At 70.2% G+C, this 21754-nt stretch carries 19 protein-coding genes; 10 read left to right on the top strand and 9 right to left on the bottom strand.

Going from position 1 to position 21754, the window contains the following annotated elements; genetic code table 11:
* Positions 1-98: 98 nt before the first annotated feature.
* The 4 genes from APM_RS04880 to pyk form a co-directional block, all read right to left on the bottom strand.
* Complete coding sequence (locus APM_RS04880; protein WP_007422243.1) at positions 99-866, bottom strand: tyrosine-protein phosphatase; 768 nt, start codon at positions 864-866, stop codon at positions 99-101.
* Positions 867-873: 7 nt separating this feature from the next.
* The gene (locus tag APM_RS04875) at positions 874-1368 is read right to left on the bottom strand and encodes a hypothetical protein (protein ID WP_007422242.1); all 495 of its coding nucleotides are present in this window, start codon (positions 1366-1368) and stop codon (positions 874-876) included.
* Positions 1369-1474: 106 nt separating this feature from the next.
* Positions 1475-1786 carry an EthD family reductase gene (locus APM_RS04870; RefSeq protein ID WP_007422241.1) on the bottom strand — a complete coding sequence of 104 codons (312 nt, stop codon included), beginning with the start codon at positions 1784-1786 and terminating at the stop codon, positions 1475-1477.
* A 62-nt stretch (positions 1787-1848) separates the two neighbouring features.
* Entirely contained in the window at positions 1849-3273 is a 1425-nt protein-coding gene (gene pyk / locus APM_RS04865; RefSeq protein WP_007422240.1) for a pyruvate kinase, read from the bottom strand.
* Between the two features lie 144 nt (positions 3274-3417).
* Here pyk and APM_RS04860 point away from each other — a divergent pair, with 144 nt between their 5' ends.
* Entirely contained in the window at positions 3418-3732 is a 315-nt protein-coding gene (locus tag APM_RS04860) for a DUF1244 domain-containing protein (RefSeq protein WP_007422239.1), read from the top strand.
* A gap of 57 nt (positions 3733-3789) precedes the next feature.
* The gene (locus APM_RS04855; protein ID WP_007422238.1) at positions 3790-4065 is read left to right on the top strand and encodes a DUF2312 domain-containing protein; all 276 of its coding nucleotides are present in this window, start codon (positions 3790-3792) and stop codon (positions 4063-4065) included.
* A gap of 49 nt (positions 4066-4114) precedes the next feature.
* On the opposite strand, the gene hemB is transcribed toward APM_RS04855, so the two are convergent.
* Positions 4115-5110, bottom strand: coding sequence for a porphobilinogen synthase (hemB, locus tag APM_RS04850; protein WP_007422237.1), 996 nt, complete (start codon positions 5108-5110; stop codon positions 4115-4117).
* 81 nt (positions 5111-5191) lie between these two features.
* Positions 5192-6265, bottom strand: coding sequence for a tartrate dehydrogenase (locus APM_RS04845; protein WP_007422236.1), 1074 nt, complete (start codon positions 6263-6265; stop codon positions 5192-5194).
* Positions 6266-6417: 152 nt separating this feature from the next.
* Between APM_RS04845 and APM_RS04840 the strand changes: the two genes are divergently transcribed.
* The 3 genes from APM_RS04840 to APM_RS04830 all read left to right on the top strand — a co-directional run bounded on the left by APM_RS04840 (position 6418) and on the right by APM_RS04830 (position 11050).
* The gene (locus APM_RS04840) at positions 6418-7713 is read left to right on the top strand and encodes a DUF4010 domain-containing protein (protein WP_007422235.1); all 1296 of its coding nucleotides are present in this window, start codon (positions 6418-6420) and stop codon (positions 7711-7713) included.
* Positions 7714-7777: 64 nt separating this feature from the next.
* The gene (locus APM_RS04835; RefSeq protein WP_039887802.1) at positions 7778-8665 is read left to right on the top strand and encodes a CHAD domain-containing protein; all 888 of its coding nucleotides are present in this window, start codon (positions 7778-7780) and stop codon (positions 8663-8665) included.
* Between the two features lie 99 nt (positions 8666-8764).
* On the top strand, positions 8765-11050 hold the full coding sequence (locus tag APM_RS04830) for an adenosylcobalamin-dependent ribonucleoside-diphosphate reductase (protein ID WP_007422233.1): 2286 nt from the start codon (positions 8765-8767) through the stop codon (positions 11048-11050).
* A gap of 17 nt (positions 11051-11067) precedes the next feature.
* Here APM_RS04830 and APM_RS04825 read toward each other — a convergent pair whose 3' ends face one another.
* Positions 11068-12075 (bottom strand): LacI family DNA-binding transcriptional regulator, encoded by a 1008-nt coding sequence (locus tag APM_RS04825; RefSeq protein ID WP_007422232.1) that lies wholly within the window; start codon positions 12073-12075, stop codon positions 11068-11070.
* A 193-nt stretch (positions 12076-12268) separates the two neighbouring features.
* On the opposite strand from APM_RS04825, the gene ptsP reads away from it, so the two are divergent.
* From ptsP to panE, 5 genes are all read left to right on the top strand, one after another.
* Positions 12269-14782 (top strand): phosphoenolpyruvate--protein phosphotransferase, encoded by a 2514-nt coding sequence (gene ptsP, locus APM_RS04820; protein WP_007422231.1) that lies wholly within the window; start codon positions 12269-12271, stop codon positions 14780-14782.
* The gene (pfkB, locus tag APM_RS04815; RefSeq protein ID WP_007422230.1) at positions 14779-15732 is read left to right on the top strand and encodes a 1-phosphofructokinase; all 954 of its coding nucleotides are present in this window, start codon (positions 14779-14781) and stop codon (positions 15730-15732) included. Before ptsP ends, pfkB begins: the two co-directional genes overlap by 4 nt.
* The gene (locus APM_RS04810; protein ID WP_007422229.1) at positions 15729-17423 is read left to right on the top strand and encodes a PTS fructose transporter subunit IIC; all 1695 of its coding nucleotides are present in this window, start codon (positions 15729-15731) and stop codon (positions 17421-17423) included. Before pfkB ends, APM_RS04810 begins: the two co-directional genes overlap by 4 nt.
* A 70-nt stretch (positions 17424-17493) precedes the next feature.
* Positions 17494-17934 (top strand): PaaI family thioesterase, encoded by a 441-nt coding sequence (locus APM_RS04805; RefSeq protein ID WP_007422228.1) that lies wholly within the window; start codon positions 17494-17496, stop codon positions 17932-17934.
* An 11-nt stretch (positions 17935-17945) separates the two neighbouring features.
* Positions 17946-18863, top strand: coding sequence for a 2-dehydropantoate 2-reductase (gene panE, locus APM_RS04800; protein ID WP_007422227.1), 918 nt, complete (start codon positions 17946-17948; stop codon positions 18861-18863).
* On the opposite strand, the gene APM_RS04795 is transcribed toward panE, so the two are convergent.
* Both APM_RS04795 and APM_RS04790 read right to left on the bottom strand, forming a co-directional pair.
* Positions 18836-19459 (bottom strand): TIGR04282 family arsenosugar biosynthesis glycosyltransferase, encoded by a 624-nt coding sequence (locus APM_RS04795; RefSeq protein WP_231295328.1) that lies wholly within the window; start codon positions 19457-19459, stop codon positions 18836-18838. The two genes, panE and APM_RS04795, sit on opposite strands and share 28 nt — an antisense overlap.
* Positions 19456-21573 (bottom strand): FAD-dependent oxidoreductase, encoded by a 2118-nt coding sequence (locus APM_RS04790; protein ID WP_007422225.1) that lies wholly within the window; start codon positions 21571-21573, stop codon positions 19456-19458. The genes APM_RS04795 and APM_RS04790 overlap by 4 nt, the downstream gene beginning before the upstream one ends.
* Between the last annotated feature and the right edge of the window lie 181 nt (positions 21574-21754).

Raw genomic sequence — 21754 nt, 5'->3', positions numbered from 1 at the left:
CGTTCGCGAGCCGCAGAACCGCCGCGTGGAAATCATCCTCCACTGAGCAAGGCCTGCAGATCGGATCAGGAAACCCCGGCGGAAACGCCGGGGTTTTTTCATGCGTGGAACAAGGTCGCGAGGCGCTCGCGCCGGCTGGTCGTGATGCCGGAGGCGGCCAGGTAGGCGTCGATACCGCCCCAATCCCGGTCGATCGCGGTGAAGGCGCTGTCGAGATAGGCGGGATCGGTCCGGCCGAGCGCGTCGAGCGCGCCGGGATCGACCGTGTGGCCGAGCAGCTTGTTGAGGCTGCGCGCGATGTGCCTGGTTTCCTCGACGATATCGATGCGCCGGCCGGTTTCCTCATAATCGGCGAGGATCGCCTCCCGCCGCACGCCGAGAGCGGTGAGCAGCAGCGCGGTGGCGACGCCGGTTCGGTCCTTGCCGACATGGCAGTGCAGCAGGACCGGCACGCCCCAGCCGCTGGCCATCGCTTCTGTCGCGGCGGAAATCGTCGCGGCGAGCAGGGCGGGCAGGCTGGCATAGAGATCGAGCATCGCCCGCCGCGCGCCCGCCGCACCGGGTTGGCCGGCAAGGCGCAGGATCAGCGTCTGCATGCCGGCGGCGCTATCGGTGCTGGCGGGCATCTCGATGATCCGCGCCGGGGCGAGTGTGGGCCAGCGCGAGGCGAAGCGCTTGCGTTCGCCGCTGCTGCGAAGGTCGCAGACCAGGCGGATGCCGAGCGCTTCGAGGCGCTTCAGGTCGGCCTCGTCGAGGCTGGATAGCTGGCCGGAGCGGAACAGCCGGCCCGGCCGCAGCGTGCCGCCCCCGGTCAGTGGCAGCGGGCCTACATCGCGGAAATTCGGCGCGTTGGCGAGGGTCGTCACGCTGGGATCAGTGCCGCGGCGTGTATTGCTCCATCCGGCGGAACTCGTCCGACTCGACGATGCCGCAGGTCAGCACGACGATCGGCTGCGCCGCCGGATTCTGGCGGGCGAAGGTGACCAGCGCCGTCTGGTCGGGCTGGCCGAGCACCTGATCGAACAAATGCTGGCTCGCGGCGCAGAAATCGGAACCCTGGTGGATACCGGCGGTGGACTGCGCGTTCGCGAGATTGGTCACGTAGCTGTCTTCGTAATGCTGATAGGCGCGCCCGTGCCGGGCCCGGAAATAAGCGTCCAGAACATGCTGCTCGCGCAGGATGTAGGGATGAAAGCGCGTCATGAACTGATCGTACTGGCTGCGCTGGCCACAGGTGAGGGCCGAGACCATCAGCGTGCTTTTCAGGCCGATGATGTCGAGCGCTTCCTGGTTCTCCGGCGTGACGCAGGCGGACGCATTGCCGGTAATGAACGCGGCGGCGAACAGGAGCGGGGCGATCCGGCGCATGCAACCTCCCAACGGAACAACAAAAGGCGGCCGCACAAGATCGCGACCGCCTTCAGATAGGCCCGGAAGCCTCGGGAAGTAAAGAAAGTTCAGGTTAAATTCCGTGTCAGGCGGCGATCTCGCTGAATTGCAGGACCGGCTGGACGTTGGTGAAGTTGGCGATGTCGCCCATCACCTCGGGGCCATGCGCCTGCACGGCCTTGCCAAAGGCCTCAAGGCTTTCGAACTGGAGCGTGGTGATGACGGCGTAGGGCGGAGCCGCGCCATCCGGCCCGTTGACACCATGCAGCACGGTGGCGCCCTTGAGGCCCATCGATCCCCAGCGGTCGCCGACCAGCTTCATGTGCTTGTCGTGGTAATAGGTGGTGTCGAAGGTCGAGGTGGCGGTCTTCGGATACAGAACGGTAATCGCGATCATATGATGTCCTCCCTGGGCTTCAGTCTTGCCCGGGCACGGCGGCAATGCAAGGGGCGTGCGGGTTACACCCTGGCCACGCGCAGCGCGTTGGTCGTGCCGCTCTGGCCGAAGGGGACGCCGGCGACGACGACGATTTCTTCGCCCGGCTGGGCGAAGCCCTCCTGCCGCGCGACCTTCGCCGAAAGGGCGACAGCCTCGGTCATCGAGCCCACATCCTGCGTGACCACGGCATGCACGCCCCAGACCGCCGCGAGGCGGCGGGCGGTGTCCAGACTGGGTGTCAGGCCGATCACGGGGCAGTCCGGCCGCTCGCGGGCGACGCGCAGCGCGCTGGCGCCGGAACTGGTGAAGGCGACGATGGCGCGCGCGCCGATCGTGTGCGCGACCTGTTCGGCGGCACGGGCGATGGCATCGGCCGAGGAAGGTTCGGGGTCCGGCCGCTTGGCGTCGATCGTCCGCCGCCAGTCATCGTCCCGCTCCACCCGGGCGACGATGCGGTCCATCATGTTCACCGCCTCGCGCGGATACTGGCCGGCGGCACTCTCGGCCGAGAGCATCACCGCATCGGCGCCGTCGAACACCGCGGCCGCCACGTCCGATGCCTCGGCGCGGGTGGGGGCGGGGGCGGAGATCATGCTCTCCAGCATCTGCGTCGCGACGACCACCGGCAGGCCGCGCTGCTGGGCGGCGCGGATGATGCGCTTCTGCACGATCGGCACTTCCTCGGGCGGCAGCTCGACGCCGAGATCGCCGCGCGCGACCATGACGGCATCCGTCGCGTCCATGATCTCGTCGAGATTGTCGAGCGCCTGGGGCTTTTCCATCTTGGTCATCACCAGGGCGCGGCCGGCGGCGATCTCCTTCGCCTCCAGCACGTCGGCGGCGCGCTGGACGAAGGACAGGCCGATATAGTCGATGCCGTGTTCGAGCGCGAAGGCGAGATCGGCGCGGTCCTTCTTCGTCAGCGCCGGGATCGGCAGCACCACGTCGGGCACGTTGACGCCCTTGCGGTCGGAGAGCGGGCCGCCGGTGACGACCTCGGTCAGCAGGTGGTCCTCGCGCTTGCGCAGCACCCGCAGGCGCAGCTTGCCGTCATCGAGCAGCAGGGTGGCGCCGATGCTGGCGGCCTCGATGATCTCGGGATGCGGCAGGTTGACGCGGCGGGTATCGCCGGGGGCGGGGTTGAGGTCGAGCTGGAATTCGGCGCCGGTCTGCAACTGCACGCGTCCGCCGCGAAACTGGCCGACGCGCAGCTTCGGCCCCTGCACGTCGGCGAGGATGCCGATCGGCCTGTCGAACTTCCGCTCCAGCGCGCGGATCATCTGCAGGCGCGCAAGGTGATCCTCATGCGTGCCGTGGCTGAAATTGAGCCGGAACACGTCGGCGCCGGTCTCGAAGAGCTGCGACAGTATCTCCGGCGTCGAACTTGCCGGCCCGATAGTAGCAACGATTTTCGTGCGCCGATGACGCCGCAGCCTGGATGCCATGCTGGTCCCCTCTGAATCTGTCCGCCTGCCAGGTCCCGATGACCGGGTTATCGTGTCGCGCCGTGACCGGCGTCGTGATAAACGTCTCTATGGCAAACATGCGCGGCGATGACCACCTGCCGCACGCGTAAGGAGACCGTTTCAATGGACAACGACCGATTCGACGATGCCACCCGCACCGAACTCGAGGCAGCGGCTTTCCGACGTCTGGTCGCGCATCTGCGCGAGCGGACGGATGTGCAGAATATCGACATGATGAACCTTGCCGGCTTCTGCCGGAACTGCCTTTCGCGCTGGTACCGCGAGGCGGCGGAGGCGCGCGGCCTGGAGCTGAGCGATCCGGATGCGCGCGAAATCGTGTACGGCATGCCCTACAAGGAATGGCAGGCGCGCCACCAGACCCCGGCCAGCGACGCGCAGAAGGCGGCCTTCGAGGTCGCGAGCCGGCAGGGGCATTGACCGGCGCGGGCGCGCGCTCTATCCCGCGCGTCCGACCGATCCGACGGAGGAGCACAGATGGCGTTCGATGCGGCAGAGACCCAGGAAGACAATGCGAGCCACGGCAATATCGCGGCCGACCGGCTGCGCAGCATCGTCGAGCGCATCGAGCGGCTCGAGGAGGAGCGCAAGGCGCTGGGCTCGGACATCAAGGACATCTATGCCGAGGCGAAATCGGCCGGCTTCGATGTCAAGGTGCTGCGTCAGCTCATCCGCCTGCGCAAGCAGGAGCCGGCCGAGGTCGAGGAGCAGGAAATGCTGATCGACGTCTATCGCCGCGCGCTCGGCATGTGAGTTGAGGGGGCGGCGCGCACCTGGCGCCGCCCGACCTGTGATCGCCGGCTCAGCCCCGGCGCAGCAGGGTTGCCGCTTCCACCGCGAAATAGGTGAGCACCCCGGCGGCGCCGGCGCGGCGGAAGCCCATCAGCGTTTCGAGAATGCCGCGCTCGCGGTCGAGCAGCCCGTGTTCCATCGCGGTGGCGAGCATCGCGTATTCGCCGCTCACCTGATAGGCGAAGGTCGGCACCGCGAAGCGCTCGTGCACGCGGCGGATGATGTCGAGATAGGGCATGCCCGGCTTGACCATCACCATGTCGGCGCCCTCGTCGATGTCCATCGCCACCTCGCGCAGCGCCTCGTCGGTGTTGGCGGGGTCCATTTGGTAGGTCTTCTTGTCGCCCTTCAGCGCCGCGTTGGAGCCGAGCGCCTCGCGGAACGGGCCGTAGAAGGCGGAGGCGTATTTGGCGGCGTAGCTCATGATCCGCGTGTCGATCAGCCCCTCGGAATCGAGGGCGGCGCGGATGCTGCCGATCCGCCCGTCCATCATGTCCGAGGGCGCGATCACGTCGATCCCGGCGAGCGCCTGGTTCACCGCCTGGCGTTCGAGGATCTCGACCGATTCGTCGTTGGCGACATAGCCTTCGCGCAGCACGCCGTCATGCCCGTGATCGGTATAGGGATCGAGCGCCACATCGCCGATCAGGCCGAGCTCGGGGAATTCGCGCTTGAGCAGCCGGGCGGCCTGGCAGATCAGGTTGTCCGGGTTCAGCGCCTCGGTGCCCTCGGGGTTCTTGAGCTCGGGCGGGGTGGCGGGAAACAGGGCGATGGCCGGAATGCCGAGCCGCGCCGCCGGCTCGACATGGGCGGCGAGGCGGTCGAGCCCGACCCGCACGACACCCGGCATGGTGGCGACCGGCGTCGGCTCGCCATCGCCGGCGCGGACGAAGATCGGCCAGATCAGATTGTCCACCGACAGCGTGGTCTCGGCGACCATGCGCCGCGTCCAGCCATCGCGGCGGTTGCGGCGCAGGCGGGTGGTCGGAAAGCTGCCGGTGATCATTGCTGCTCCTCGTGCTCGTTACACACCTAGTCGAATTGCGCATGGAAGGGGCCGGCGCAAGGGGCGCAGGCTGCGCTGCGCCTATGCGTTGCCGCCCTCGATCGCGTCGATCACCGCCGCCGTTACCTCGGCCGTGGTGGCATCGCCGCCGAGATCGCGGGTGCGGATGCCGGCCGCCGTCACCCGTTCCACCGCCGCCATCAGCCGCCGCGCCGCATCCGCCTCGCCGAGATGCTCCAGCATCTGCGACGCCGTCCAGAACGCGCCGACCGGATTGGCGATGCCCTTGCCGGTGATGTCGAAGGCGGAGCCGTGGATCGGCTCGAACATCGAGGGGTAGTTCCGCTCCGGGTTGACGTTCGCCGTCGGTGCAATGCCGATCGAGCCGGCGAGTGCGGCGGCGAGGTCGGAGAGGATGTCGGCGTGCAGGTTGGTCGCCACCACCGTGTCGATGCTCGCCGGGGCGTGCACCATGCGGACGGTCATCGCATCGACCAGCATCTTGTCCCACGTCACCTCCGGGAAATCGCGCGCTGTCTCGGCGGCGACCTCGTCCCACAGCACCATGCCGTGGCGCTGCGCGTTCGACTTGGTGACGACGGTGAGGTGCCTGCGCGGGCGCGACGCGGCGAGGGCGAAGGCGAAGCGCATGATCCGCGCGACGCCGGCGCGCGTGAAGATCGCCACCTCGGTCGCGACCTCCTCGGCGTGGCCGCGATGCGAGCGGCCGCCCTGGCCGGCATATTCGCCCTCGCTGTTCTCGCGCACGATCACCCAGTCGAGATCCGCCGGGGCGCAGGCGCGCAGCGGCGAGTCGAGGCCGCGCAGCACCCGGGTCGGGCGGACATTGGCATACTGGTCGAACCCCTGGCAGATCGCGAGGCGCAGACCCCAGAGGGTGACATGGTCGGGGATGTCCGGCGCGCCGACCGCGCCGAAATAGATTGCGTCGAAGGCCTTCAGCCGTTCCAGCGCGCCGTCCGGCATCATCACCCCGTGGCGGCGGTAGTAATCCGAGCCGTAGTCGAACGCCGTGACGTCGAGCGCGAAGCCGCCGTCGCGGCGGGCGAGGGCGTCGAGCACGTCGAGCCCGGCACCGATCACTTCGGGGCCGATGCCGTCGCCGGGAATCGAGGCGATCCGGTAGGTCTTCATGGGCGCTTGCTCCTCTGCCCGTGGGTGAACCGTTGCGCGCCGGGCCGGCTTGCCCGAAGGGCGGGCGCGGCGCATCGTCGGCTGCGGTAACATGTCTCGCGCCGGGGCAAAACCGGTGGCAGCGGAGGGCGTGCGGCGATGACGCGGGCAGGATGAAGACGGATGCGGGCATGATCGCCCTCGGGCATACGGGGTTTGCCGCCTGGCTCATCCTTGTCGGGCTCGGCTTCTTCTTCGGTCTGGCCTACGAGGATTTCAACGCCCGCGCTGGCAGAAGCAGGCCGGGCGGGGTGCGCAGCTTCCCGTTGCTGGCGCTGGCTGGCGGCGTGCTCTACGCGCTCGACCCCGCGCCGCCGCTGCTGCTCGGCGTCGGGCTCGCCGTGCTCGGTCTCTGGCTTGGCCTCTATTACTGGCGCGGCATGGAGGAACTCGCCCCGGACGGCTCGCGCAATGTCGGGCTGATGGCACCGCTGTCGAACGTGCTCGCCTTCCTGATCGGGCCGCTGGCGCTGGCCGGGCCGTTCTGGATGGCGGTGGGGCTTACCGTCGCGGCGACGCTGCTGCTGACGGCGCGCGAGACGCTGCATTCGCTGGCGCGCGGGATCGACCTCGCCGAGATCGTCAATGCCGGGCGATTCCTGCTGATCACCGGCCTCGTGCTGCCGCTGCTGCCCGACCGGCCGGTGACGACGATCACCAGCGTGACCCCGTACGAGGCGTGGCTCGCGATGGTGGCGGTCTCGTCAATTTCCTATGCCAGCTATCTGCTGCGCCGCTATGTGGTGCCGCGCGGCTCGGGGCTCTTGGTCGCCTTTCTCGGCGGCATCTATTCCTCGACCGTGACCACCGTGGTGCTCGCCCGCCGCGCCGCCGCCGAGGCGGCGGCGGTGGTCGAAGCGCAGAGCGGCATCGTGCTGGCGAATGCGGTGATGTATCCGCGCCTGCTCGTGGTGATCCTGCTGTTCGATCCGGCGATGGCGCTATCGCTCGCGCCGTGGATGCTCGGGGTGGGCGCGCTCGGCGGGCTGGTCGCACTCGTCTGGTATCGCCTGCGCAACCACGCGGCGACGGCGCCGCCGGCGATCGCCGATGTCTCCAACCCGCTCGGCCTCGGCACGGCGGCGACGTTCGGGGTGCTGTTCGTCGTCGTTTCCATCCTCGCCTCGGTGACGATGCGGGCCTATGGCAGTTCCGGCCTCTACACCCTGGCCGGGATCGTCGGCGTGACCGACATCAACCCGTTCATCATCAGCCTCGCGACGCATGGCGCGGGCGCGGCGCCGGACCCGGTGGAGATGGAAGCCGTGCTGATCGCGACCGGCTCGAACCACATCTTCCAGGCGATCTATGCCAGCGCCTATTCCCGCTTCAGGACCGGCGCGCCGCTGGTGGCGTTCATGGTGCTGATGGCGGCGGCGAGCCTCGGCGCGGCCATTCTGGTGCATTGACGCCGTTTATCGCCCGGGCGCAGGGTGTGGTGAGGCGTTCCAACCGCGACCGCGGAGGGATGTGATGGCTGAGAGCGGAACCCGGCATGCCGCCGCGGCGGCAAAGGCGCATCCGCCGCGGCTGCGGACGCGCACGGCCTGGCGGCGGATCGTTGCCGCGCGTTGCGCCGAGCTCGGCCGGGACGATGTGGACGATGTCGAATCGGTGCACCGGCGCCGGGTGGCGATCCGTCGGCTGCGCAGCGTGCTCGCTCTTTTCGCCCCCTGTCTCGACCGCGCCGAACGGCGGCGGTTCGACGCCGCGCTGCGCGAACTCGGCCGCGCATACAGCCCGGCGCGGGACTGGGACGTGGCGTGCCTGAGATCCTTCCCCGCGGCGATGAAGGGGGAGGTTGATGCGGCGGCGGCGGCGGCGGTGCTCGCGGCGTCGGACGCGGCGCGGCGACAGGCGCATGAGCGTCTGGCAGCGAGCGGGGCGGCGTCGGAATGCGCGGATCTCGCCCGGGACATCGCGCGCTGGGCAGCCGGGCCGTCCATCATCGCGCCGGACGCGACGAACCGGCCGATCGACGTGCTGGCGCCTGAACTGCTCCGCCGGCTCGACCGGCGGGTGCGACGGCGCGGGCGGCGGATCGCCCGCCTGTCGGACAAGGAGTTGCACGCGCTGCGCAAGGCGCTGAAGCGGGCGAACTACGCCGCCGAGGCGCTGGAGGGTGTGGCGCCCGGCCTCGCACTCGGGGATTTTCGCGCCGCCGCCGCCGCGGTGCTCGACCAGCTCGGCCGGTTCAACGATGCCGGGGTCGCGCATGACCTTGCGGAAGAGCTTGCGGCTGACGATGTGCCTGTGGCGTCCCTTGTGCGGCGCTGGGCGACACGCCGCGCGCGGAAGGCGAAACGCCGTCTGGAACCGGCATGGCGGGACTATCGCGCCGCCTCCCGTCCCTGGAAGTGAGCCGCGCCGAGGTGGCGGTGGGGGGCGCAGCACTGGTATGATGCGCCGGCCCGAGTCGGCGCCGCTTGCGCGCCCGAACGCCAGATCGGAGTGATCGACATGGATATCCCGGCAGACTTTTCCGCTTCCCTTTCCTCCGTGATCGACACGATGGCGCCGATCTCGGCGCAGATCTGGGATGCGAAATACCGGCTGAAGGACGAGGCCGGCGAGCCGGTCGACCGCACCGTCGAGGACACATGGCGGCGTGTCGCCCGCGCCCTGGCGGAAACCGAGCGCGAGCCCTCAAGCTGGGAGGCGCCGTTCTACGAGGCGCTGCGCGATTTCCGCTTCGTCCCCGCCGGGCGGATCATTTCCGGCGCCGGCACGGCGCGGCGGGTAACGCTGTTCAACTGCTTCGTTATGGGCGACATCGAGGACGATCTCGGCCGGATCTTCGCCCATCTGCGCGAGGCGGCGCTGACCATGCAACAGGGCGGCGGCATCGGCTACGATTTCTCCTCGATCCGGCCCAAGGGCGCTGCGGTGCGCGGGGTCGGCGCCGATGCGTCGGGTCCGCTCTCGTTCATGGATGTGTGGGATTCGATGTGCCGCACCATCATGTCCGCCGGGGCGCGGCGCGGCGCGATGATGGCGACAATGCGCTGCGACCATCCCGACATCGAGGCCTTCATTGCCGCCAAGCGCGAGCCTGGGCGGCTGCGCAACTTCAACCTCTCGGTGCTCGTCACCGATGATTTCATGCGCGCGGTCGAGGCGGATGCGGCGTGGGATCTCGTGTTCGAGGGCAAGGTCTATCGCACGCTGCAGGCACGCGCGCTGTGGGAGGCGATCACCCGCGCGACCTATGATTACGCTGAGCCGGGGGTGATCTTCATCGACCGGATCAACAAGCGCAACAACCTCTATTATTGCGAGACGATCCACGCGACCAATCCCTGCGGCGAGCAGCCGCTGCCGCCCTATGGCGCCTGCCTGCTCGGCTCGATCAACCTCGCGCGGCTGGTGCGCGATCCGTTCGGCCCCGGCGCGCGGATCGACGAGGCGGAGCTTGCCGAACTCGTCACCATTGCGGTCCGCATGCTGGACGACACGATCGACGCCTCCGGCTTCCCGCTGGAGGCGCAGCGCGAGGAGGCGGTGGCCAAGCGGCGCGTCGGCCTCGGCATGACCGGGCTCGCCGATGCGCTGATGATGTGCGGCCTGCGCTACGGCACGCCGGAGGCCGCCGCGCGGGCCGGCGACTGGGCGCGGCAGATCGAGCGCGCCGCCTATCTCGCCTCCGCCGCACTCGCCGCCGAGAAGGGCGCGTTCCCGCTCTACGACGCCGCGCAATACCTCGCCGGCGAGACCATCGCCGGGCTCGACGAGGATGTCCGCGCCGCCATCGCCGCGCACGGAATCCGCAACGCGCTGCTTACCTCGGTCGCGCCGACGGGGACGATCTCGCTGCTGTCGGACAACGTGTCGAGCGGGGTCGAGCCGGTCTTCGCCCTGGCCTATACCCGCAAGGTGCTGCAACGCGATGGCAGCCGGCGCGAGGAGGAGGTCACCGACTACGCGCTGCGGCTGTTCCGCGCGAAGTTCGGCGAGGGGGCGCCGCTGCCCGCGCATTTCGTCACCGCGCAGGAGCTGACCCCGGCCGAACATGTGCGGATGCAGGCGGCAGTGCAGCGCCATGTCGACAGCGCGATCTCCAAGACGGTGAACGTGCCGGAGGATATTGGCTTCGAGGCGTTCCAGGAGGTCTATCTCGACGCCTACCGCAGCGGCTGCAAGGGTTGCACCACCTATCGGCCGAACGCGGTGACCGGCTCGGTGCTGGAGGTCGCACCACCCGCGGATGCGAAGCCGGCGGTAGCCGCGCCCGCGACCACCGCCGCCGGGCTGCTGGTGCGCGCCGACAAGCTGATCGGTGCCACCTACAAGCTGCGCTGGCCGGATAGCGAGCACGCGATGTACGTCACGATCAACGACATCGAGCAGGACGGGATGCGCCGGCCGTTCGAGGTGTTCGTCAACTCGAAGAACCTCGAACATTATGCCTGGGTGGTGGCGCTGACGCGGATGATCTCGGCGGTGTTCCGCCGGGGCGGCGAGGTCGCTTTCGTGGCCGAGGAGCTGAAGCAGGTGTTCGACCCGCGCGGCGGGCAGTGGAGCGGCGGGCGCTACGTGCCCTCGCTGGTCGCGGCGATCGGCGACGTGATCGAGCGGCACATGGTCGAGACCGGGTTCCTGGTGCCGCCATCGAGCCAGCAGCGCGTGGCGGAAGCGCCGGCCACAACCCCGCTCGGCGCGCTCTGCCCGAAATGCAGCCAGCCCGGCCTGGTGCGCGAGGCGGGCTGCCTGAGCTGCCTGCATTGCGGCTGGTCGAAATGCGGCTGACGGGCCGGGCGTAAGCCTTATTCGGCGGCTTCGTCCAGAGCGCGGCGGGCGGTTGAGCCGCGGATGACGCAGCGCCCGCCGAGCACGGTCTTGCGCACCGGGGCTTCGGGCGCATCGAGCCTTTCGAGCAGAAGGCGCATCGCCTCCTCGCCGATCTGTGCCACCGGCTGTTCGATGACGGTGATGCCCGGACCGACGAGGTCGGTCCAGCTTTCATTGTCGAAACCGGCGATCGCGAGATCCTCCGGCATGCGCCGGCCGGTGGCGCGCAGGGCGCGGACCACGCCCATCAGCAGCAGGCCATTGCTGGCGATCACCGCCTCGGGCAGGTTGCCCTTTGCGAACCAGCGGGCGATTTCCTGCTCGGCAGCCTCGATGCTGGGGGCGATGAAGCGCGACGACGGCGAGAGCCCGGCGCGGAGCATCGCCGCCTCGTAGCCGTCGCGCCGTTCCACGCCGGTGGTGCTGGCATTGCCGAACAGCCCGGCGATGCGCCGGTAGCCCTGGCCGGCAAGGTGTTCGACCAGCATCGAGCCGGCGGCGAAATTGTCGAGCACCACGGCATCCTGCGCGCTGGCGCGGCCGGCGCGGTCGATCAGCACCATCGGAAAGGACGGGCGCGGACCCTGGTCGAGCCGCTCCACTGAGGCGCGGGTCGGCGCGAAGATCACCCCGGTGACGCGCTCCTGCTCCATGAGCTGGAGATACATCGCTTCCTTCTCGGGGTTCTCGTCGGTATTGCACAGGATGACGCGCAGGCCGGCGCGGTAGGCGGCGTGCTCAACGGCGCGGGCGACGGCGGTGAAGAAGGGGTTCGAGATGTCGGCGACAATCAGCCCGACCGTCTGCGACTCCTGCGAGCGAAGGCGGCGGGCGGACAGGTTGGGCCGGTAGCCGGTGCGGCGCACCGCCTCCTCGACCTTGTCGCGCAGCGCCGCACTGACGGGGCCGCCGCCGAGCGTGCGCGAGACCGTGGCGGGCGAAACCCCTGCGGCACGGGCCACATCCTTGATACTAACGGCCATCGGGGCGTTGTCTTTCGTGCCTGCCAGAGAAAAATTCTGGAAATCGTTCTCAGAAACTGAGCATGAAACTGGCTGTTTCCGCAAGGAAAAATCAGCAGGTCACCGAAAATTTTCCGGAATATCCGAGAATTTTGTTGACATAAAAACATGAAAACGTTTTCAGTCCGGCGCGCAGCAAACGAGGAAGCCGTCAATGCCAGTCTCCACGCAGGATGATCTGCTCCGCCGCGAACGGGTTAGGCTCGGCGCCACGCCCTCTTCGAAGGCAGCGGCGATCGAGGAGGCCGCGCAGTTGCTGATCGCGTCCGGCTGCGTCGAGCCGGGATATGCGCAGAGCATGTTGCGCCGTGAAGCGGTCGCCAACACGTTCCTTGGTCACGGTGTCGTCATTCCGCACGGGATGGGCGAGGACCGGCACATGGTCCGGCGCGACGGCATAGCGGTGGTGCAGGTACCGGGCGGTGTGGAATGGGGGACGGGGCAGATGGCATGGTTCATCGTCGCCATCGCTGCGCGGGGCGACGCGCATATCGCCATCCTGCGCCGCCTTACCGCGCTGATGCAGGACGGAGAAATACTCGCCGCGCTGGCAGTCGCGGAGGACGTGGACGAGATCGTCGCCGCCCTCGCGGGCGAGGCACCGCGCGCCGCTCCGGCCGCGCCGGCGGCCGATCTGGCGCACCGGTTCGACTTCGTGGTGGACTATCCCGCCGGGCTCCACGCGCGGCCGGCGACTGCCTGGGTGGAGGCGGTGCGGCAGAGCGGCCTCAGAGTACAGGTGCGGCATGGCGACGAGGTGGCGGACGGGCGCAACCTGGTGGCGCTGCTGCAGCTTGGCCTGCGCGCCGGCGACCGTGTGGTGGTTTCCGCCGAGGGGGATGACGCCGCAGCCGGGCTGGCGCGGCTACGCGCGCGGATGGACAGCCTCACCGCGCAGGAAGTGGCGGATGCGGCGAAGGTGGCGGCGCGCGGCACGGACGCGACGCGGGGTTGGACGCCACCCGGCCCTCTCGCGGCAATCGAGGGTATCGGCGCCAGTCCGGGCATCGCCATCGGCCGGCTGCATGTCGTCGCCGGTGGCGCGGTGGAGGTTGCCGATGTGCCGGTGTCGCTGGCCGAGGGCGGGGCGCGGCTGGAGGCGGCACTCGCGGCGACGCGCCAGCAGCTTGCCGTCCTGGTCGACGATACCGCCCGCCGGCTCGGCGCCGCGGATGCGGCGATTTTCCGCGCCCAGGCGGAACTGCTGAACGACAGCGACCTGATCACTCTGGCCTGCCAGCTGATGGTCGAGGGGCATGGCCCGGCCTGGGCGTGGAACCAGGCGATCGAGCGGATGGCGGCGAGCCTGTCGGCGCTGGGCAACCCGGTGCTGGCCGGGCGGGCCGCCGATCTGCGGGATGTCGGCCGGCGTGTGCTGGCCTTGCTTGATCCGTCGGCCGTGCCCGGCTCGCTGCGGGATCTGCCGGCGGTCCCGTGCATCGTCGTCGCCGAGGAACTGTCGCCCTCGGACACTGCGGGGCTCGATCTGACGCTTGTGGTCGGGCTGGCGACGGCGCAGGGCGGGCCAACCTCGCACACCGCCATCCTCGCCCGCACGCTCGGCCTGCCGGCGCTGGTTGCCGGCGGCGGCGCGCTGCTGGCAGCAGCCTCCGGCCAGATGGCGATTCTCGATGGCGCGGAGGGGCGGCTTTATCTCGATCCGCCGGAGCCGGCGATTGCCTCGGCGATCGCCTGGCGCGAGGCGATGCGCGCCCGGCAGGCGGAGGCGGCGCAGCAGCGCGGCGCGCCGGCGGTGACGCGGGATGGGCACCGCATCGAGATTGCCGCCAATGTCAACCGGCCCGACCAGGTGCGGACAGCCCTCGAGGCCGGCGGCGAGGGCGTCGGGCTGATGCGCACCGAGTTCCTGTTCCTCGAACGCGGCGCGACGCCGGACGAGGACGAGCAGGAGGCGGTCTACCGCGCGATGATCGCGGCGTTGGAAGGACGGCCCCTGATCATCCGCGCGCTCGATATCGGCGGCGACAAGCAGGTGGCGCATCTCGGCCTGCCGCGCGAGGAGAACCCCTTTCTCGGCGTGCGCGGGGCGCGGCTGCTGCTGCGCCGGCCTGACCTTCTGGAGCCGCAGCTGCGGGCGATCTATCGCGCGGCGATGGCGGGCGGGGATGTGTCCGTCATGTTCCCGATGGTGACGTCGGCGAGCGAGATCGTCCGGCTTCGCGCCGCCTGTGAGCGGATCCGCGCCGAGCTTGGCGCGCCGGTGCTGCCGGTGGGGATCATGATCGAGGTGCCCGCGGCGGCGGTCGCGGCGGACCGGCTCGCCGCACAGTGCGATTTCCTTTCGATCGGCACCAACGACCTGACGCAGTACGCGCTCGCAATCGACCGGCAGAACCCCGAGCTCGCCGCCGAGGCGGACAGCCTGCATCCCGCCGTGCTGCGCCTGATCGCGCAGACGGTGGCGGGGGCGGCGAAGCACGGTCGCTGGGTCGGCGTGTGCGGCGGCATTGCAGGTGATCCGTTCGGCGCGGCGCTGCTCGCTGGACTCGGGGTGAACGAGCTGTCGATGACGCCGCGCGACATCGCTGCCGTCAAGGCGCGATTGCGGGGCTCGCGCTTCGACGAGCTGCGGGCGCTGGCGGCGCGCGCGCTCGATGCCGCGACGGCGGACGAGGTGCGCGCGCTGGATGCGGGAGCGCAGCGATGAGCCCGGTGATCACGCTGACGCTGAACCCGGCGATCGACGAGACGATCCTGCTCGATCGGCTGTCCCCCGGCACGGTCCACCGGGCACGGTCGGTTGCCTTCCATGCCGGGGGCAAGGGCGTGAATGTCGCGAGCTGCCTGGCCGACTGGGGCGGGATTCCGGTCATCGCCGCCGGGCTGCTCGGCCGCGCCAACGAGGCGCCGTTCGCCCGGCTGTTCGCGTCGAAGGCGATCCGCGACGAATGCCTTCACGTGCCGGGTGAGACGCGCACCAACGTCAAGCTCGCGCATGCAGGCGAGACCACCGACATCAACCTGCCGGGGCTTGAGGTGACGGCGGAGTCGGTGCGCGCGGTCAGGGAACGGCTGCTCGGTCTCGCGGCGCCGGGATCGGTCGTGCTTCTCGCCGGCAGCCTGCCGGCGGGGGTCGACGAGGGGCTTTACGCCGAGTTGACCGCTTCCCTCGCGGCGCGCGGCGCGCGCGTGCTGCTGGACAGTTCCGGCCCGCCACTCGCCCGCGCGCTGGCGGGCGGCACGCCGCCCTGGTGCATCAAGCCGAACCGCGCCGAGCTCGAGGCGCTGGCCGGGCGGCGCCTGCCGGATGCGGTAACGGTGCGCGATGCGGCGCGCGGGCTGCTCGGGCGAGGGGTGGCGCTGGTCGCTGTCTCGCTCGGTGCCGAGGGAGCGCTGTTCGTCACCGGCGAGGACTGCCTGCACGCGGCACTGCCGCCGATGCGGGCCGCCAGCACCGTCGGCGCCGGGGATGCGATGGTCGCCGGGATCATCGCCGGAATTCACGCGGGCGAGGGGATCGAAGGGATCGCCCGGCTGGGGACGGCCTTTGCCGCCGCCAAGCTGCGCGCACCGGGGGCGAACCTGCCGGAGCGCGCCGTGGTCGAGGCGCTGGCCGGCGCGGTGATCATTCAATACGAGGGAGTGAACGCAGCATGAGCGACATCGTCGCGATCATCGCCGGCGGGGAGGGCACCGTCACCCGCGTCCTCGCGGCCGAGGCGCTGCGCCGGGCGGCGCGGGAGGCGGGACACGATATCGAGATCGAGGTGCGGACCGGCGAGGGTGTGCTCGATCCGCTCGCCGCGAGCCGGATCGCTGTGGCGGGGGTAGCGATAGAGGTCGGCGGGAGTGAAGCGGGCGATCCGCGCTTCGCCGGAAAGGCAACGATCCGCGCGACGCTGGCCGACGTGCTGGCGGATGCCGCCGCCGTGCTCGGCCGCGCGGCGGGGACGGTGCCGCCCGGCGGGCGGAGGATCGTCGCGATCACCTCCTGTCCGACCGGCATCGCCCATACGTTCATGGCGGCCGAGGGGCTGTTGCAGGCGGCGAAGGCGCTCGGCCACGAGATCCGCGTCGAGACCCAGGGGTCGGTCGGGGCGGGAACGCCATTGACGGAAGACGAGATCGCGGCGGCGGATATCGTTCTGATCGCCGCCGATCGGCAGGTCGATCTCGGGCGGTTCGGCGGCAAGCGCGTGTTCCAGAGCGGCACCAAGCCGGCGATCAACGACGGCAAGGCGCTGATCGCCCGCGCGCTGGACGAGGCGGAATTGCAGGGTGGCACGGCTCGGCCGGCGGCCCGCACCGGCGCGCGGAAGCCGAGGACCGGGCCCTACAAGCACCTGATGACGGGCGTGTCGTTCATGATACCGTTCGTCACCGCGGGCGGGCTGCTGATCGCGCTGGCCTTCGCCTTCGGCGGCATTCATGCGACCGATGCCGCCCAGGCGCACAGTTTCGCCGGCGCCTTGTTCGAGATCGGTGCGAAATCGGCCTTCACGCTGTTCGTGCCGGTGCTCGGCGGTTACATCGCCTATTCGATCGCCGACCGTCCGGGTCTCGCGCCGGGGATGATTGGCGGGCTGCTCGCCTCGCTGACCGGGGCGGGGTTTCTCGGCGCGATCCTGGCCGGCTTCATCGGCGGCTATGCGACGCGCTGGCTGAACGAGATTCTGCGCCTGCCGCGCGGCCTGCAGGGGCTGAAACCGGTGCTGCTGCTGCCGGTGCTCGGCACGCTCTTCACCGGGCTGCTGATGATCTACGTCATCGGCCGTCCAGTGGCCGAATTGCTCCACCTGATGACGCATGTCCTGCGCTCGATGCAGGGATCGAGCGCGTTGGCGCTCGGCCTGCTTCTTGGCGCGATGATGGCGTTCGACATGGGCGGGCCCGTGAACAAGGCGGCCTATACGTTCTCGGTCGGCCTGCTGTCGGCGCAGGTCTACACGCCGATGGCCGCGGTGATGGCGGCGGGGATGACGCCGCCGCTCGGCATCGCGCTGGCGACCCGGCTGTTCGCCAGCCGGTTCAACACGCTCGAACGTGAGTCTGGGCTGTCGACCGGCGTGCTGGGCCTTTCCTTCATCACCGAGGGGGCGATTCCCTACGCGGCCGAGGATCCGTTCCGGGTCATTCCCTGCACCATGACCGGATCGGCGATCGCCGGGGCGATTTCCATGGTGGCCGATGTGAAGCTCCGCGTGCCGCATGGCGGGGTATTCGTGCTGCCGATCCCGAACGCGGTGACGCATCTCGGGCTCTATGTGGTCGCCATCGTCGCCGGATCGATGGTGACGGCGGTGATGCTCGGGCTGGTCAAGAAGCCGGCGGGCGAGGCCGACGGGTAAGCCGCGCGGGATTGCCGCATGCGGCAGCGCGGGGTAGGCATGGCACTGCCCGCCGAAGACAGGACCGCCCATGCCCGATACGACACCGCCGCTTCCCGGCATCGACCAGCTTCGCGCCCTCATGGAGTCGGACGTCACGCTCGCGATGGGGCGGACGCTCGGGTTCCACCTGGTCGAGATCGGCGAGGGGCGGGTGGTGTTCGAGGGCACGCCGGGGCGCGAGGTGTATAATCCGCTCGGCACGGTGCATGGCGGCTATGCCGCGACGTTGCTCGACTCCGCCTGCGGCTGCGCGGTCCATACCATGCTCACCGCCGAGCAGGCCTATTCGACGCTGGAACTCAAGGTGTCCTACCACCGCGCGATGACGGCGGAGACCGGCACGGTGCGGGCGGTCGGCACGGTGATCTCGCTCGGCCGCCGCGCCGGCTTCTCGGAGGCGAGACTGACCGATGCGAGCGGCCGGCTCTACGCCTCGGCCACCTCGACCCTCATCATCATGCAGCGCTGAGGAGCAGCATCATGCGCATTCTCGTTGTCGGCGCCGGAAGCATCGGCGGATATTTCGGCGGGCGGCTGATCGAGGCGGGGGCGGATGTGACCTTCCTAGTCCGTCCGGCGCGGGCCGCGGCGCTGGCGGAGACCGGCCTCGCGATCCGCAGCGCGAAGGGGGATTTCCACGAACCGGCGCCGAAGCTCGTCACCGCCGACCGGCTGGGACCCGCGTTCGACCTCGTGCTGCTGAGCTGCAAGGCCTATGACCTCGAGGAGGCGGTGGCCGCGCTCGCGCCGGCGGTGAGCCAGCGGACGCTGATCCTGCCCCTGCTCAACGGCATGCGGCACCTCGATGTACTGGACGCGCGGTTCGGCGCTGCATCCGTGCTCGGCGGGCAATGCGTGATTTCCTCGGTGCTGGATGCCGACGGGCGCGTGCTGCACCTGAACGACGCCCATATGCTGACCTTCGGGCCGCGGTCCGCCGGGCAGGAGGCGCGGGCGCGGGCGATCGCCGAGCTGTTCGGCCAGGCGGCCTTCACCACCCGGCTGAGCGACGCGATCATGCAGGACATGTGGGAGAAATGGGTGTTCATTGCCTCGCTCGCTGGCATCACCTGCCTGATGCGCGCCTCGGTCGGCGCCATCGTCGCGGCGGGCGGCGCCGGGATCGCGCTGGACCTGGCCGCCGAATGCGCCGGCATTGCCGCGCGCCACGGGTTCGAACTGCGGCCGGCCGCCGCGGCGCGGCTGAAGGAGTGGCTGGCGACAGAGGGATCGCCGATGACCGCCTCGATGCTGCGGGACATGGAACAGGGCGGGCGGATCGAGGGCGAGCACATCATCGGCGACCTGCTGCGGCGGGGCGAGACGGCGTCGTGCCCGTTGCTGGCGGTCGCCAACACCCATCTGCGCGCCTACGAGATTCGCCGCGCCGGCGCCTGACGGATAGCCCGGCTTGCGGCCGGGCGGGCGTGGACGCCGAGCGACTCTGCATCGTCGAGATCGGTGAGCGGGCGCAGCAGGGCGACTCGGTGGCGGGGAAAGTTGCGCAGCGTGTCTGCCAGGGCGTGCGGCGAGGACCAGCGAACGTCGCGGAACGGCGCGGCGGGACGCCGTCCGGCGAGTCCGATCAGCCAGTAGCCGCCATCGGTCGCCGGGCCGAACACGGCCTGCGCGCCGCGGAGCCGGCGCAGCGTGCCCCGCAGGTCGGCGGCGGTGATGCCCGGAATGTCGCTGCCGATGATGATGACGGGCCGGCGCGGGTGGCGGCGGAACACGCGCAGCATTCGCGCGCCGAGATCACCCCGTCCCTGCCCGGTGCGAATGAAGCCGGGGGTAGCGAGGCGCGCGTGGTGGTCCGGGGTGGCGGCGAGATGGCGGACGACACCGCGAAGACGCCGCATTTCGCGCAGCAGGCCGGACAGCATGATTCGCGACAGGCGCCAAGCCGCGCGGTCCCCCACCGTGCGGGCGAGCCGCCGCTTGCCGACGCCGAGGCGGGGGATGCGGCTGAAGACGACGATGACGGGGAGGCTCACCCGCGTCGCCATCGGTGGAACCGCTCGAGGATCGCAAGCCCGCGCGCCGAGGCATGCGCCTGCCGCCACTGCCCGGCGACGGCGCGGATCGCCTCCGAACGGGTCGGATAGGGGAAGATCGTGCCCATCAGCTTCTTCAGCCCGAGCCCGTGCTGCATCGCGAGGGTGAAGCCCGTGAGCAACTCGCCGGCCTGGGGGCCGACGATGGTCGCGCCGAGGATGCGGTCGCTGCCCTTCCTTGTCAGCACGGTGACGAAGCCTTCGGTATCGCCCTCGGCGATGGCGCGGTCGAGCTCCGCGAAATCGTAGCGGGTGATCTCGGCTTCGATGCCCCGCGCCGCCGCCTCGCGCGCGTTCAGCCCGACGCGGGCGATCTCCGGGCTGGTATAGGTCACCGCCGGCACCGCCCGGTAGCTCGGGCGAAACCGCCAGAACGGGGCGAACAGCGCGCCCAGCGCGGCATATCCGCCCTGATACCCGGCCATATGGGTGAACTGGTAGGGCCCGGCGACGTCGCCGCAGGCAAAGATGTTGGGATAGAGCGTGCGCAGCCCGTCATCGGTCTCGATCGTCCTCGCCGGGGTGAGCGGAATGCCGAGCGCCTCCAGCCCGTAGCCGCTCACCCGCGGGCGGCGACCGATGGCAACCAGCAGCCGGTCGAACGGCAGCTCGATGGTCTGGACCCCGCTGGCCGCGACGAGCGCGAACCCCGCCTCCGTGCGCGTCACTGCCTCGGCCCTGTGGCCGGTGCGGATCGCGACGCCATCGCGCGCCAGCGCCGCCGCCATTGCCGCCGAAACTTCGTCGTCCTCGCGCACCAGCAGCCGCTCCGACATCTCCACCAGCGTCACCGCGCTGCCGAGGCGGGCAAAGGCCTGCGCCATCTCGCAGCCGATCGGCCCGCCGCCGAGAATGACGAGCCGCCGCGGCAGGTCCTCGATATCCCACAGCGTCTCCGAAGTGGCATGTGGCGCCTCGGCAAGGCCGGGAATGGGCGGCACGAAGGGTTCTGCTCCGGCCGCAATCACGATGGCGCGTGTCGTGATCGGCACCCCGTCGACGGCGACGCACCAGGGCGATTCGATCACGGCCCGTCCCCGCCTGACCTCGACGCCGAGCCCCTCGTAGCGGGCGACCGAATCATGCGGCGCGATCCCCGCGATCGCGGCGCGGACATCGGCGATCGCGGCGCGAAAATCCTTGCCCGCGCGCGCGGCGTGGAGCAGCGCCTTGGACGGCACGCAGCCGGAATTGAGGCAGTCCCCGCCCATCTCGCCGGCCTCGACCAGCGTCACCTTTGCCTTCACCGCGCTGGCGACATAGGCGGCGACGAGCCCGCCGGCGCCGGCGCCGATCACCACGAGGTTGCGGTCGAACCGCTTCGGCCGGCGAAACCGCGCATAAAGCCTGCGGGTGGCGAGCGCGTCGCGCAGGCGCGGGGCCGCGAGCGGCAGGGCGGCGAGCAGCAGCAGGCCGATGACGAGGCGCTGCGTGAGGATCGGACCATGCCCGCCGAGTGTCGCGAGCGAGGCGCCGGCATTCACATAGATCAATGTCGCCGGCAGCATGCCGATCTGGCTCGCGAGGTAGAAGCTGCGCAGCCGCAGGCTTGTCAGCCCCGCCAGCAGGTTGACCGCGAAGAACGGCACCACCGGCGCCAGCCTGAGCGAGACGAGATAGAACGCCCCGTCGCGGGCGATGCCCCGCTCGATCCGCTCGAACAGCGCGGGGAAGCGGGCGAGGGCGAAATCCCGCAGCAGGAAGCGGGCGGCGAGAAACGCAAGACTCGCGCCGATCGACGAGGCGAAGGAGACCAGCACCGCCCCCTCCGCCACGCCGAACAACGCGCCGGCGCCGAGCGTCAGCACCGCCGCCCCCGGCACCGAGAGCGAAGTCGCCGCCACGTAGAGCCCGAAATAGAGGAGGAACCCGGCGAGCGGATGCGCCGCCACCATGCCGCGCAGCCCGGCGAGATCGCCCTCCAGCCGCGCGATGCCCAGCCCCTGGCGCTGCAACGCCACCACCAATGCGACCAGCGCCAGCGCCAGTGCTGCGAAGCCGAGCGCCCGCGCAGTGCCCCGCCGCCCCGCGCGGCCGACCGTCGTCGTGCTCATGTCCGTCTTACCTCGCACTCATGCAGGAGGATGCGCCAAACACGCAGAACCGCGCGCAATGCGGATGATCGAGCGTGACCGCCTTGGATGCGTCCTCCAGCGTGGCGCCGAGATCGAATCGCGCTTCATAGGGCAGCAGCGTGCAGGCGACGATGGAAAGCGCCTCCGCCCCCTTGCGCTG

The organism is Acidiphilium sp. PM (genome assembly GCF_000219295.1).
Classification (GTDB): domain Bacteria; phylum Pseudomonadota; class Alphaproteobacteria; order Acetobacterales; family Acetobacteraceae; genus Acidiphilium; species Acidiphilium multivorum.
The sequence above is the reverse complement of the archived record's forward strand: the minus strand, read 5'-3'. Positions and strand labels throughout refer to the sequence as shown.